Annotated in this window: 13 protein-coding genes; 8 read left to right on the forward strand and 5 right to left on the reverse strand. The window is 60.3% G+C overall.

The window, feature by feature from the left end; genetic code table 11:
- Positions 1-20: 20 nt before the first annotated feature.
- The 6 genes from V6S97_RS19830 (at position 21) to V6S97_RS19855 (ending at position 6,378) form a co-directional block, all read left to right on the forward strand.
- Positions 21-953: a VOC family protein gene (locus V6S97_RS19830; RefSeq protein WP_111793407.1), complete on the forward strand. Its 933-nt coding sequence runs from the start codon at positions 21-23 to the stop codon at positions 951-953.
- A gap of 143 nt (positions 954-1,096) precedes the next feature.
- On the forward strand, positions 1,097-1,789 hold the full coding sequence (locus V6S97_RS19835) for a hydrolase (RefSeq protein ID WP_107677804.1): 693 nt from the start codon (positions 1,097-1,099) through the stop codon (positions 1,787-1,789).
- A 72-nt stretch (positions 1,790-1,861) separates the two neighbouring features.
- The gene (locus V6S97_RS19840) at positions 1,862-2,152 is read left to right on the forward strand and encodes a XapX domain-containing protein (RefSeq protein ID WP_020813626.1); all 291 of its coding nucleotides are present in this window, start codon (positions 1,862-1,864) and stop codon (positions 2,150-2,152) included.
- The gene (locus V6S97_RS19845; RefSeq protein WP_111792952.1) at positions 2,152-4,134 is read left to right on the forward strand and encodes an amidohydrolase; all 1,983 of its coding nucleotides are present in this window, start codon (positions 2,152-2,154) and stop codon (positions 4,132-4,134) included. The genes V6S97_RS19840 and V6S97_RS19845 overlap by 1 nt, the downstream gene beginning before the upstream one ends.
- Positions 4,135-4,342: 208 nt before the next feature.
- Positions 4,343-4,783 (forward strand): DoxX family protein, encoded by a 441-nt coding sequence (locus V6S97_RS19850; RefSeq protein WP_020813628.1) that lies wholly within the window; start codon positions 4,343-4,345, stop codon positions 4,781-4,783.
- Positions 4,780-6,378 carry an MFS transporter gene (locus V6S97_RS19855; RefSeq protein ID WP_112346601.1) on the forward strand — a complete coding sequence of 533 codons (1,599 nt, stop codon included), beginning with the start codon at positions 4,780-4,782 and terminating at the stop codon, positions 6,376-6,378. Before V6S97_RS19850 ends, V6S97_RS19855 begins: the two co-directional genes overlap by 4 nt.
- A 55-nt stretch (positions 6,379-6,433) precedes the next feature.
- Here V6S97_RS19855 and V6S97_RS19860 read toward each other — a convergent pair whose 3' ends face one another.
- Together V6S97_RS19860 and V6S97_RS19865 are read right to left on the reverse strand one after the other, a co-directional pair.
- Positions 6,434-7,216, reverse strand: a complete 783-nt coding sequence (locus V6S97_RS19860; RefSeq protein WP_080867453.1) for a pyrroline-5-carboxylate reductase — start codon at positions 7,214-7,216, stop codon at positions 6,434-6,436.
- Between the two features lie 121 nt (positions 7,217-7,337).
- A complete protein-coding gene (locus V6S97_RS19865) occupies positions 7,338-8,192 on the reverse strand; it encodes a LysR family transcriptional regulator (protein WP_003522061.1) in 855 nt (284 codons plus the stop codon).
- 130 nt (positions 8,193-8,322) lie between these two features.
- Between V6S97_RS19865 and V6S97_RS19870 the strand changes: the two genes are divergently transcribed.
- A complete protein-coding gene (locus V6S97_RS19870; RefSeq protein WP_112356971.1) occupies positions 8,323-9,840 on the forward strand; it encodes an MFS transporter in 1,518 nt (505 codons plus the stop codon).
- A gap of 30 nt (positions 9,841-9,870) precedes the next feature.
- Here the strand turns inward: V6S97_RS19870 and V6S97_RS19875 are convergent, their stop codons facing one another.
- From V6S97_RS19875 to V6S97_RS19885, 3 genes are all read right to left on the reverse strand, one after another.
- Entirely contained in the window at positions 9,871-10,824 is a 954-nt protein-coding gene (locus tag V6S97_RS19875) for a DUF535 family protein (protein WP_111793770.1), read from the reverse strand.
- A 151-nt stretch (positions 10,825-10,975) separates the two neighbouring features.
- On the reverse strand, positions 10,976-12,133 hold the full coding sequence (locus V6S97_RS19880; protein ID WP_060723768.1) for an ATP-binding protein: 1,158 nt from the start codon (positions 12,131-12,133) through the stop codon (positions 10,976-10,978).
- The gene (locus V6S97_RS19885) at positions 12,130-12,828 is read right to left on the reverse strand and encodes a response regulator (protein ID WP_020010098.1); all 699 of its coding nucleotides are present in this window, start codon (positions 12,826-12,828) and stop codon (positions 12,130-12,132) included. The genes V6S97_RS19880 and V6S97_RS19885 overlap by 4 nt, the downstream gene beginning before the upstream one ends.
- A 174-nt stretch (positions 12,829-13,002) precedes the next feature.
- Here V6S97_RS19885 and V6S97_RS19890 point away from each other — a divergent pair, with 174 nt between their 5' ends.
- Complete coding sequence (locus V6S97_RS19890) at positions 13,003-13,839, forward strand: phosphatase PAP2 family protein (protein ID WP_112356972.1); 837 nt, start codon at positions 13,003-13,005, stop codon at positions 13,837-13,839.
- The last annotated feature ends 57 nt before the right edge of the window (positions 13,840-13,896 follow it).

Here is a 13,896-nt window from a genome sequence, read left to right on the forward strand (position 1 = left end):
AACAACGAAAGGCGCCGACGATGATCAAGGATATCAAGGGCCTGCACCACATCACCTCAATGGCGTCGGATGCGCGGCAGAACAACAGCTTCTTCACCGATACGCTCGGCCTGCGCCGGGTGAAGAAAACCGTCAACTTTGACGAACCCAGCGTCTATCACCTTTATTACGGCGACGAAAATGGCACGCCCGGCACGGTCATGACCTATTTTCCCTTCGCCAACATGATGGCCGGCCGTCCCGGCGTCGGCGAGGTGGGCGAGACGCAGTTTTCCATCCCGAAGGGTTCGCTGGGCTTCTGGAAAGAGCGCCTGCTTGCCAAAGGCGCCGCCGGCCTTCAGGCCGACACGGTTTTCGGCGCCGAGCGCCTGCGCTTCACCGGTCCCGATGGCGATGGACTTGCGCTGATCGAAACGGAGAATGATGCCCGCGCCCCCTGGCTGGCCGAGGGTATTTCCGAAGACAGCGCCATACGTGGTTTCACCGGCGCGCGCTTCAATCTGAACGACACGGCCGCGACTGAGGAACTCCTTCGTTTCATGGGTTATGAACGCGCTGATGCTGAAGGCAATGTGACGCGCTTCATCATTCCCGGCGGCAACGGGGCCGACACGATCGATCTTGCGGCCCTGCCGAAGACGCCCTTTGCCCGTCCGGGGGCAGGTTCGGTCCACCATATCGCTTTCGCAGTCGAAAACCGCGAAAAGCAGCTGGAAGTGCGCAAGGCGCTGATGGATACGGGCTATCAGGTCACCCCCGTCATCGACCGCGATTATTTCTGGGCGATCTATTTCCGCACGCCGGGCGGCATTCTGTTCGAAGTCGCCACCAATGAACCCGGTTTCGACCGTGACGAGGATACCGCGCATCTGGGCGAAGCGCTCAAGCTGCCGAGCCGCTACGAGCCTTTCCGCAACCAGATCGAGGCCAACCTCGCTCCCCTTGCGGCATAAAGCGGGTCTCTGATCCGCATCCACTGACCAAAACAGATTTATACTTTTCAAGGCGGCTGCCCCTGCCGGGCAGCCGACCGGCGAAGCCTTCCTAGTTTCCACCGCCGTAGATCGGCAATCACCACCTGAACGGAGAACTGAAAATGTCCAAGCTCGAAGTCCTTACCCCCGCCAACAGCCAGCTCATCTTCATCGACCAGCAACCGCAGATGGCTTTCGGTGTGCAGTCGATCGATCGCCAGACCCTGAAGAACAATGTCGTCGGCCTCGCCAAGGCGGCAAAGATCTTCAACATCCCGACGACCATCACCACGGTCGAAACGGAAAGCTTCTCCGGTAACACCTTTCCGGAACTGCTCGCGGTCTTCCCGGAAAACGACATTCTCGAGCGTACCTCGATGAATTCCTGGGACGACCAGAATGTTCGCGATGCGCTGGCGAAGAACGCCGCCGGTGGCCGCAAGAAGATCGTCGTCTCCGGCCTGTGGACGGAAGTCTGCAACACCACCTTCGCACTCTCGGCTCTCCATGATGTCGCGGACTACGAGATCTACATGGTGGCGGACGCCTCCGGTGGTACTTCTCTCGACGCGCATAAATATGCGATGGACCGCATGGTGCAGGCCGGTATCATTCCCGTGACCTGGCAGCAGGTGCTGCTCGAATGGCAGCGCGACTGGGCACGCAAGGAAACCTATGACGCCGTCACCACGCTGGTGAAGGAACATTCCGGCGCTTACGGCATGGGCATCGATTATGCCGTCACCCATGTCCATGGCGGTGAAGAACGCGTGAAGCACGGCAAGCGCATCGGCCCCAACCCGGCCAAGAAATAAGCTTTCAACCACGCCGCACCGGCAGGATCGCCATCCAGTCCGGTGCGGCTTTCACCCATCGAGGAGGTTTCGATGAAAGTCTATCTTCTGTCCCTTGGCGCCGGTCTGCTGGTCGGCATCGTTTACAGCCTGCTTAATGTGCGTTCTCCCGCACCGCCCGTCATTGCTCTCGTCGGTCTGCTCGGCATATTGGTTGGAGAGCAGATCATCCCCCTAGCCAAGACGATCGTCGGCAAGGAGCCGGCCGTGGTTTCGTGGATCAACCAGATCAAGCCGCATATGTTCGGCCATATGCCGAAGGGTGGCGCTGAAACAACTGGCCTTGCCGAGGTCAAACAGCCTATCAACCGGGAGAGAAGCTGATGCCGACACGACGCACCTTTCTTGGCGCGGCTTCGAGCCTTGCCTTTCCGAATCTGTTTTCACCGGCTAAGGCCGCTGATCTCATCAAGACCGGAGGTTCTTCCATGCACCCAGATACGATCCTTCACAACGGCCGCGTCACGACGCTCGACCGCGGCAATCCGAATGCAACGGCAGTGGCCATCAAGGATGGCCTGTTTCTGGAAGTGGGAAGCGATGCCGAGGTTATGGCCCTTGCCGGGCCGGATACGAAGATCATCGACCTGAAGGGCAAGCGGGTTCTGCCCGGCCTGATCGACAACCACACCCACGTCGTGCGCGGCGGCCTGAACTTCAACATGGAACTGCGCTGGGATGGCGTGCGCTCGCTTGCAGATGCCATGGACATGCTGAAGCGTCAGGTGGCTATTACCCCGGCCCCGCAATGGGTGCGGGTCGTGGGCGGTTTCACCGAGCATCAATTCGTTGAAAAGCGCCTGCCGACCATCGAGGAAATCAATGCGGTGGCGCCGGATACGCCGGTCTTCCTGTTGCATCTTTATGACCGGGCGCTGCTGAACGGCGCAGCACTTCGCGCCGTCGGTTACACCAAGGATACGCCGAACCCGCCCGGTGGCGAGATCACCCGCGATGCGAATGGCAATCCGACCGGCCTGCTGCTCGCCAAGCCGAATGCCGGCATCCTCTATTCGACGCTCGCCAAGGGGCCGAAGCTGCCTCTCGACTACCAGGTCAATTCTACCCGCCACTTCATGCGCGAGCTGAACAGGCTGGGTGTGACCGGCGTGATCGACGCGGGCGGCGGCTTCCAGAATTACCCTGATGATTACGAAGTGATCCAGAAGCTGTCGGATGAGAACCAGATGACGGTTCGGCTGGCCTACAACCTCTTCACCCAGAAGCCGAAGCAGGAGAAGGAGGACTTCCTCAACTGGACGTCATCGGTCAAATACAAGCAGGGTAACGACTACTTCCGGCACAATGGTGCAGGCGAAATGCTGGTCTTTTCCGCTGCCGATTTCGAGGATTTCCGCCAGCCACGGCCGGACATGCCGCCGGAAATGGAAGGCGAGCTCGAAGGCGTCGTCCGGATTCTGGCGGAAAACCGCTGGCCCTGGCGTCTGCACGCCACCTATGACGAGACCATTTCGCGGGCGCTGGATGTCTTCGAAAAGGTCAACCGGGATATCCCGCTCGAAGGGTTGAACTGGTTTTTCGATCATGCCGAAACCATCTCCGAGCGCTCGATCGACCGCATCGCCGCGCTTGGCGGCGGCATCGCAACCCAGCACCGCATGGCCTATCAGGGCGAATATTTCGTCGAACGGTATGGTCAGGGCGTGGCGGAGGCCACACCGCCGATTGCGCGGATGCTGGAAAAGGGCGTGAACGTTTCGGCCGGTACGGATGCAACGCGCGTCGCCTCCTATAATCCGTGGGTGTCGCTGTTCTGGATGGTGACGGGCAAGACGGTGGGCGGCATGCAGCTTTATCCGCGCGCCAACTGCCTCGACCGCGAGACGGCGCTGCGCATGTGGACCGAAAAAGTCACCTGGTTCTCCAACGAGGAAGGCAAGAAGGGCCGCATCGAAAAAGGCCAGTTCGCCGATCTCGTGGTGCCGGACAAGGATTATTTCTCCTGCGCGGAGGATGAAATCTCCTTCCTTACATCCGAACTGACCATGGTCGGCGGCAAGATCGTCTATGGCGCCGGCGACTTCAGGACGCTTGATGAAAGCAATATTCCGCCGGCGATGCCCGACTGGTCGCCTGTGCGAACCTTCGGTGGTTATGCCGCCTGGGGTGAGCCGCAGGGTGCCGGAAAGAACTCGCTCAGACGGGCGGCGATCTCGTCCTGCGGCTGTGCCAGTGATTGCGGTGTGCATGGTCACGACCATGCCGGCGCCTGGACGTCAAAACTGCCGATCGCCGATCTGAAGGGCTTTTTCGGCGCTCTCGGCTGCTCCTGCTGGGCGGTCTGAGGCTGATTGGCAAGATAAATCCAACGGGCAGTGGATTGCCGCTGCCCGTTGTCTGCGAAAGATCCGGCAATAAAAAGAATATTACAAAATTCGCAATTATATAGAAACTATTGATGCAATTGTTGGCGGTAATCCTTTGCGCCAATATCGCTCCATCACATGAACGCAGCGCCGCTCGAACCGACCGGCCAGATCGCAGGAGCAAAAAATGACCGAGCCATCTTCAACCCTTCGCCTTCGCGGCTTCCTCGCAAATGTCGTTGCCGCCCCCGCCACAAAGACCCTTGCGCTTCTGGCGCTTTGCTCGGCCTATATTCAGGGGCCGCTGACCAAGATCTTCGACTTCCCCGGCGCGATTGCCGAGATGAACCATTTTGGCCTTCAGCCGGCGGCCGCATTCGCCGTCGTCGTCATCCTGTTCGAACTCACCGCCTCCGCATTGGTGGTGTCGGGCTTCCTGCGTTGGGCCGGTGCTCTGGCACTTGCGGGCTTCACGCTTCTGGCCACCTTCATCGCTCTCCGCTTTTGGGAAATGGCGCCCGGCATGGACCGCATGATGGCCACCAACGCCTTCTTCGAGCATCTTGGCCTTGCCGGCGCCTTCATCATCGTCGCCGCAATCGATCTCACGAAAGGAACAGGCAAATGAGTGCCGCAAAATCCTCGGCGAGCAGCTTTGCTCCTCTTGCGCAACCAGTTTTCGCCGTCCTCTGGGCCGCGACGGTGCTCGGCAATACCGGCAGTTTCATGCGCGATGTCGCCAGTTCATGGCTGATGACCGATCTTTCGGCCTCGCCGGCGGCCGTCGCCATGGTTCAGGCGGCAGGGACGCTGCCGATCTTTCTTCTGGCAATCCCGGCCGGCGTGCTGACCGATATTCTCGACCGCCGCAAATTCCTGATCGCCGTGCAGCTGTTGCTGGCCTCCGTCAGCGTCACCCTCATGGTTCTGGCCCAAACCGGCCTGTTGTCCGTCAGCGCGCTGATCGGTCTCACCTTCCTCGGCGGCATCGGCGCCGCGCTGATGGGCCCGACCTGGCAGGCCATCGTGCCGGAATTGGTGAAACGCGAGGATATCAAGAGCGCCGTGGCGCTGAACTCGCTCGGCATCAACATCGCCCGTTCCATCGGCCCGGCCGCCGGCGGCATCCTGCTCGCGGCCTTCGGGGCGGCCTTTACCTATGGCGCTGATGTCGCCAGCTATTTCGTGGTTATCGCCGCCCTTCTGTGGTGGCCACGGGCAAAGAACGCCAATGATGCACTGGCGGAAGGTTTCTTCGGCGCATTCCGGGCGGGCCTTCGTTATACCCGCGCCAGCAAGCCGCTGCATGTCGTCCTGCTGCGGGCAGCGATCTTCTTTGCATTCGCCAGTGCTGTCTGGGCACTGCTCCCTCTGGTCGCCCGGCAACTGCTCGGTGGAGATGCGAGCTTCTACGGTATCCTGCTCGGTGCCGTCGGTGCCGGCGCCATCTGCGGCGCGCTGGTCATGCCGAAGCTGCGCGAACGTTTCGATGCCGATGCCCTGTTGCTGGGTGCGGCTCTCACGACTGCGCTCGTCATGGCTGGACTGTCCTTCGCACCGCCAAAGTGGTTTGCCATCATCATCCTGCTGTTCCTCGGTGGGGCATGGATCACGGCGCTGACGACGCTGAATGGCGCAGCCCAGGCAGTTCTGCCGAACTGGGTGCGTGGCCGTGGCCTTGCCGTTTATCTCACCGTCTTCAATGGCGCGATGACGGCCGGCAGCCTTGGCTGGGGTGCTGTTGGTGAAGCCACAGGCGTGCCGGGTGCGTTGCTGATCGGCGCTGCGGGATTGCTGGTTGCGGGCCTCGTCATGCACCGTCTGAAACTGCCTGCGGGCGATGCGGATATGGTGCCGTCCAACCATTGGCCCGAACCGCTCGTTGCCGAGCCGGTGGCTCATGATCGTGGCCCGGTTCTGATCCTGATCGAATATAATGTCGAAAAGCATCACCGTTCCGATTTCCTGCATGCGCTGGACGAACTCTCCCAGGAACGTCGCCGCGATGGCGCCTATGGCTGGGGCGTGACGGAAGACTCCGCCGATCCGCAGAAGATTGTCGAATGGTTCATGGTGGAATCCTGGGCTGAACATCTGCGCCAGCACAAGCGGGTTTCCCATGCCGACGCGGATTTGCAGGGCAAGGTGCTGGCTTACCATTCCGGACTGGAAAAGCCTGTCGTGCGGCACTTCCTAACAATCAACCGTCCGGGGAAGGCATAAGACAAAAAAGGGGCCGAAAGGCCCCTTTTTTGTTGTTGCCGTTGCACCTGTCCGGCTATTGCGTAATCCGCTCCAGCACGCGGCTCAATGCGTCTTTCAGCGCCCCTGAGCCGCCCTTGCCGTCGAAGTCCAGCAGCACCTGCTCGTTGAGGCCGCCTTTTGTCGCGAACTCACGGCTGATCTCGTTGAAATCCGCCTTGCTTCCAGCAAGCATCGCCACCTCGGAGAGGCCGGCGAAGAGGGGGGCAAGATAAGCGCGCGCCTTTTCTTCCGGCAGACCGTTCTCGGCCAGCCATTCGGTCGTGGTCTGCATGATGCCGAAATAGGTGGCCATCAGAGCGCTGGCCGCGGCCAGAAGGTCGTATTCCGCCTTGGTCTCGCATTCCACCGCATTGCCGAGCACGTTGAAGATTGCGGCAGTATCCGTATCAGCGGGATAGATGGCGGTGACGCCCTTGCGCCGGGCGACGAAGGGTAGCGGGATTGCCTGGGTGAGACGCACATCCGCGCCGATCCAGTCCAGGAGCGACTCGCGGCTGGTTGCCGCCACGACGCTGATGACCTTCTGCCCGTCGCGGAACCGGAGAGGCCGGATGACCTCTTCGGCGATCTGCGGACGGATCGCGAGCATGACGGTATCGCAGCCATCGACGATCGCCTGATTGTCGCCGGAGATGATCACCTGCGGAAAATCGACTGCAAGCCTGGCCGAGATATCCGCGCTGCGCTGGGACACCATGACATGCGGCAAGGCGGTAGGCCTGGCGAGCAGGCCGCGCACCATCGCATCCGTGATGGCACCCGTTCCGATAAAGCCGATTTTCTGGGGAAGGGACATGAGGGGACTCCACTGCAGCGATTGGACCGAGAGAGACATCGGCCGGGTCATTTTCGCCCGATGCTAGATTTTCCGCCGGTAGTTGTCGACAAGCGGACGGTGTCAATCTGTGTGATCATGGTCACGATCCCGGCCGATGCTCGCGAAAGGCGGCGGCGAGCGTGCGTAACGCCTCCCGGGATCTGCTGTCCGTCAGGGTCGAGAACATGATGATTTCGGTAGAAGGCAGGGGCGGCAGGCCAAAACGCTGGCTGACCTCCACCGTGCCGGGTGGTGCAAGACGGGAGGAGAAGGCGGAAACCGCAAGCCCGGCCGAGACGGCTGCGGTCACCATCGACGATGTGCCGCCAAGAAACACTTCGGTCCACGCAATCGCAGCCGCATCCAGGGCGCGGGTGGCGATGTCACGCACACCACAGGCGGGTGAGAGCGCCGCCAGCCGCAGCGGTTCACCCTGACGGTGTTCGAATTGCGGGGTTGCATACCAGCCGAAATGTTCCGGTCCGAGCACCTCGCCGTCGCGCCTGTCGTCTTCGCGCCGGATGATCGCCGCATCGATCTCCCCACGGTCGAAGGCGTCAAGCAGGGATCTGGAATGATCCATGCGTACTTCAATCGTAAGCCCGGGGTCGTGGTCGTTGAGACGCGCAAGCAGGGTCGGAACCTCCGGTCCCGCCACGTGGGCGGCAATGCCAAGGCCGAAGCGGCGGCGCGGCGAGGAAAGACCCGCCAGCGCCCGATCATGCGCGGCGAGAAACTCGCGGGCGGGCGCCAGAAATACCGCACCCTGTGCTGACAGCCGCACGGAGCGCGGTGTGCGTTCGAGCAGCCGCTGGCCGAGCCTGTCCTCCAGCCGTTTGAGCTTGACGCTGATGGCGCCCTGGGTGGTGCCGAGCGCTTCGGCAGCGCGGGTGAAGCTCTGCATATCGGCGATGGTGACGAAGGCCTCGACGGCCTCCACATCCAGCGTGCTCATATCGATTATTCCGATTTGTTGTCTCTGAAATAGCCAATCATCCAATTCAGTTATGGTCAAGCTTTGTCTAGCGTGCCTCCTCCACAGATCGGTTCTCGCAGTGGTGAACCGACCCTTGAAAGGCTGAAGAATGACCCTTGCCGTTACCGCCCCAGCGGGCAGCAGAAGCGCCATGGCGCTCGCTGCCGTCTGTCTCTCCGCCCTGATGTTCGGACTGGAAATTTCCAGCGTTCCGGCGATCCTGCCAACACTGGAACAGGTGCTGCACGCGGATTTCCGGCAGCTTCAGTGGATCATGAATGCCTATACGATCGGCGTGACGATGGTGCTGATGGCGACGGGCGCGCTGGCCGATCGCTTCGGCCGCAAACGTGTCTTCATCGCCAGCATCGCCGCTTTCTCGCTGTCCTCTCTCGCCTGCGGAATGACGGAAAACGTCTCGGTGCTGATCGGCGCGCGTTTCCTGCAGGGACTGAGCGGCGGGGCGATGCTGGTGTGCCAGATCGCCATCCTGTCGCATCAGTTCCGCACGGCCCGTGAACGCGGCATGGCGTTCGGCTGGTGGGGCATCGTCTCGGGCGTGGGGCTGGGTTTCGGCCCGATCATCGGCGGCGCCATCGTTGCGCTGTGGAGCTGGGAATGGGTGTTCCTCGTTCACGTCGCCCTTGGCGTGGGAACATGGCTACTCGCCGCCGGTGGTGTGGGAGAATCGCGAGATCCGGAAGCGGCGCGTCTCGATATTGCCGGCATGGTCACGCTCTCGGTTGCCGTTTTTTGCCTTGCCTTTTTCATCACGCAGGGACCCGAACTCGGTTTTGTGGGCCCGGCGGCGCTTCTGATCCTTGGCGTCTCGGTTGCGAGCTTCATCGCCTTCGTGTTCGCTGAAAAGCTCAACACGCGACCGATGTTCGACTTCTCCGTCTTCCGCATCCGGCCATTTTCGGGGGCGATCATCGGTTCGGCGGCGATGAACATCAGCTTCTGGCCGTTCATGATCTATCTGCCGATCTGGTTTCAGGCAGGCCTCGGTTATGACAGCGTCACCGCCGGCCTCGGCCTGCTTGCCTATACGCTGCCGGCGCTGGTGGTGCCGCCTTTGGCGGAGCGCCTGTCGTTGCGCTATCAGCCGCGCCTCGTCATTCCGGCCGGGCTGTTCACCATCGGCCTCGGTTTCATGCTTATGAAAGTTGGAAGCGGCATCGAAAATGCGAGCTGGCTCACCATGCTGCCCGGCTGCATCCTTGCCGGTATCGGGCTCGGGCTGACCAATACGCCTGTTACCAACACCACCACGGGCGCGGTTTCCCCCGCTCGTTCCGGCATGGCTTCGGGTATCGACATGAGCGCGCGCATGATCTCGCTCGCCATCAACATCCCGATCATGGGCTTTATTCTGGTCGAGGGCGTCCGGGCTTCGCTTCGGGCAAACCTGCCATCAGGTGCTGACATCAATGCGTTGCAGTCGCTTGCGGAAAAGATCGCGGCGGGCACCGCCGGCGCGGCGCAGGGTGTTTCGGAAGAGCTCGTCCATCAGGCGCTTGCGGACGGTTTTGGTCTGGTCATGCTTTATGCCGGCACCAGCGTCTGGTTCCTTGCCGCCATCAGTTTCATGATCTTCGGTCCGGCGCGAAAACCTGCCCATGGTTAGCGCGAAGTCCCAGGCAACCTGGGACGAGCCTCAGGCGCTTTCGTTTACTCCGGCCTCGGCGAGACGTTTGCCGAGGCTGAAAAAAGAGGACTTCATTTGGCTGCGTTTATCTCCACCCTCAAGGCTGGAGAAGGGCACTTTGAAACCGAATATTTCATCCGGCTCGCCAGAGCGTTCCCGCCAGAATGCATCGATGTCCGAAACCATCATTTTTTGCCGTCGGGCGCGCCGGTAGCGGATGGGGTGTCTGGAGTGGGCGACAGCGAAATAGTCATGTGCACCCTCACCAGCGAGACCTTGCAGAACCATCAATGCAGCCTCCTTGGGACGAAGTCCCGAGAGATCGCGCGTCATCGACACCATTTGTTCCTTCGCGGCGCGTGGGCCCTGCATGCCGCCAACGACAATCGTGTGGTTCTGTGTCTCGCGCCCTTCAACGAAAGTAAACGTTGCCGTCCACAGAACGGTGTTGTCATGGCTATCCATGAGTCTGATGGAAAACGCACCCTCGTGTCGACCGCCGCAACAATCCGCCAAGGCCAGGACGCATCGATATTCATCGTTCCGGCCGCAAACCGTGCCCATATCAATGGTTTTTCCCGCCCACAGCCCGGCCATCACGCTCCTGGAAAAATGCCGGTCCGCAATTGCGAAATTATCCATGAGAAAAGCCAGCCGTCTCTTCTGGGAAACTTTATTGATGAGGAGTTTCGACAGAGGTTTCTGGAGAAGGTCGTCATGCGGGAGCGGTAATTTTCGCTCTGTTGAAAAATCCGCCAGAAACCGCCACCACCGAAAGGTGACCAATGGATTGATCGCAAAACGCAGCCAGAAAAGGACCGCCCGCTTCCAGTAGGCGCGTCGGGTAAAGGTCATAATTCTCCAGAACAACAAAAAACGGGGTGTTTCCGAAACTGTCTCGGCCACATCATCCGTGACCGGGAGTTTCTCTGCCAGAACGGCAGCATCTTGAATGCGCGACATAAATGGGCTTCCGGCAGAACATTGCGTTCAGCCGGGGCATGCGCCGGAATTGTCAAGATTCTGTCGAGAAACGGCCTGTCCCATGTGAAGACCGGTTCGTCGCCTCAGCGCAAAAACAAGCAACCGCAAAGAGACGGTTGGCCGGGAGATTTTAGGAGGCTTCCCCGAAGACAATCGTCACGATAGTTCCGCCATCCGGCCGCGCCTTTATCTGCAGATCGCTGTCATGCGCCCGTGCGATTGCGCGGGCAATCGACAGGCCGAGACCTGTGCCACCGGTTTTGCGCGCGCGCGACGGTTCCGTCCGCCAGAAGAGTTCGATGCCGTGCGCCTCGACGCCAGCGGGAAAGCCCGGCCCTTTATCCTCGATCGCGACAAAGGCGCGCCCGTCCTGAACCCCGGTCGAACAACGCAGAAACCCGCCGCTCGCCGCGTAGCGGCGCACATTATCCATCAGGATCAGCAGAAGCTGCCGAAGGCGTTGTCGATCGCCGCAAACGGGAGCGGGCTCCAGTGACATATTGAGATCAATGCCGACCTCATCCATCAGCGGCCGTGCCGCTTCAGCTACGGCCGCGCATTCGGCGGCGAGATCAAGCGGTTCGGTGTCTTTGACGAGACTGTTGGTTTCCGCCAGCGAAAGCGTGCGCAAATCGTCAACAAGACGCGCCAGTCCCTCGACATGGACGATGAGGTGGCGAATGGCTTGCTTGTCGAGGGGAAAGACATCATCCGCGATGCCGTGCAAACGGCCCCGCAGGATCGTGAGTGGGGTGCGCAGCTCGTGGGCCACCGCCATCGTGTTGAACTTCAGCCGGCGTTCCATCATCTGAAGTTCCCGCGTCAGAGTCTCGAAACTGTCAACCAGAAATGCGACTTCGGCGATGGGGCTCGCCTTGATCTTTGCGCCGCCGCTGAAGTTGCCGGTCGCCATGCGCCGCGCGGCATCAGCAAGTTCGCCGAGAGGTGCGGCAATGCGCCGAGATATGAAATAACCAAGCAAGCTGCACAGGAAGACACCGAGCAATCCGAAGACGAACACCGATTTGATAAGCTCGTTATCTGCCTGATCCTCCAGGCCCGGCAAAACCTCGACAAGGGCTTGAAGTTGGCGTTGATCCGGCATCATGCCCAGGTCGATATCCGAAAAGGCCTTGGCGGCATCGGGCGACAGCTGGGCGATGATGCGCTCCTCAATGTTGTCCGCATACCAGGAAACGCCGAAATAGACCAAAGCAACGGCAAAGATGAGCATCGTGGTGATGGTGATCGCTGTCATCGTGCGCAGGCGGAGTCGCCAGGGCTTCATGGTTTTTGCTCCCCGGCCAGCCGATAACCGACGCTGCGCACCGAGACCAGATAACCGCAGGCGCCATGATCCGTCAGTTTCTTGCGCAGATTGGCGATATGTGTGTCGATGGTGCGCGCCAGCGCATCGCTTTCCGGCAGGCAGGCGTCGAGAATGTCGGCGCGCTGAAAGGCGTGAGTGGGACGGCGCGTCATATGGGCGAGGATCCGGAACTCGCTCAGCGTCAGGGGCAGAACGGCCCGCTCTCCACCATGGCAGACGGCCGCAACATAAGCTTCGGTGTCCACTTCGATGGCCCCGAAGCGCAAAACCCCGCCGGAGCCTGGCTGTCGCGTGCGTTTCAGCACGGCATTCACCCGGGCGATCAACTCATGCGGGTTGAAAGGTTTGACGATGTAATCGTCAGCGCCGAGGCGAAGGCCGGTCAGCTTGTCCATATCCTCCGCAAGAGAGGTGACCATGATGACGGGCGTTTCCCGTTCCCGCCGGATGCGGTTCAACACCTCGATGCCATCGAATTTCGGCAGGCGGATGTCGAGGAGAACCAGATCCGGCCTCAACATGGAGAAATGGGTCAGCGCCGTTTCTCCATCGCTGGCTCTGACGGTTCTGTATCCTTCGCGAATGAGATAGGCGTCCAGAATCTGAATGATATCAGGGTCGTCTTCGACGATCAGAATAAGCCCTTTGTCCATGCTGAACCCGCAAATTTATTCATATATAGGCTGTGGTGGTGGCGGGACGCTAAGCGGATGCGAAACGTCGGGCAAGAGCCTCTATCCTCTAATAAAGCCAATGCGCACCGCTTTCCTTGCAGTCTTGTGTCTTTCTCCGCAATGCCTTGACATTTCTGCGGAAGAGAACTGGTCATGCACCAGTCTCTCGCCAGTAAAACCCACCAAAAGAAGCGGAATTGGACCCGGCGGTCGAAATTTCGCGCAAACGCCGTCTTTGTCGTCCGTCAGGCATTTGCGAGTGCTTCCGGCAGCCCCTCTCTGCAGGCTCTGCTGGTCGCCTTTGCGATGATGATCGTCTTTACGATCAGGCCGGATATCGATCTTGAAGTGAGCCGGCAATTCTGGGCGGGCGGTTTCACCCTCGGTGAGGACGAGTTCCTGATTGCCGTCCGTGATCTGAACCGCATGCTTCCGGCGGTCTTGTTATCAGGACTTGCGGGCATGCTTTTCGCCATGCCATTTTCGCGCGGCTTGCCGCGGCTTTTACCGCCACATAAGCTACTGTTTATTATGGTCTTTTTTGCTGTTGGACCAGGAGCCACGGTGCATGCCCTGAAAAACCTGTTCGGCAGGGCAAGGCCGCGGCATCTCGCAGAGTTCGGGGGAGAGCTGGTTTTTACGCCGGTTCTTTCCCTCAATGGCAGCTGCGCCCGAAACTGCTCTTTTCCTTCCGGTGAAAGTGCTTCCGCAGTCGCCCTCCTGGCCTTCATCATCCTCCTGCCAGAGAAATTTCGCCTGATAGGCACCGCAATACTGGCGCCGTTTATCGTGATTGTCTCCCTGAACAGGGTGGCGATGGGGGCTCACTTCCTCTCCGATGTCCTGATTGCATGGCCCTTGATGCTCGTGGTGTTCCTTCTGCTCCAACGGCCGTTCATGAACAATCGGCAGGCGATAGACGCGGCCTTCTCGCCCAAGGTCGGCGGGTCGCGGCCCGCCGCAGGACCAAGGCCATTTGCCGAACACTAGAGTTCGCAGGACGTCCTGACACCAATACAGAAAGGGCAGCGGAAAACCGCTGCCCTT

Origin of the sequence: Agrobacterium sp. CCNWLW155 (genome assembly GCF_036888815.1) — a bacterium.
GTDB lineage: Bacteria > Pseudomonadota > Alphaproteobacteria > Rhizobiales > Rhizobiaceae > Agrobacterium > Agrobacterium radiobacter.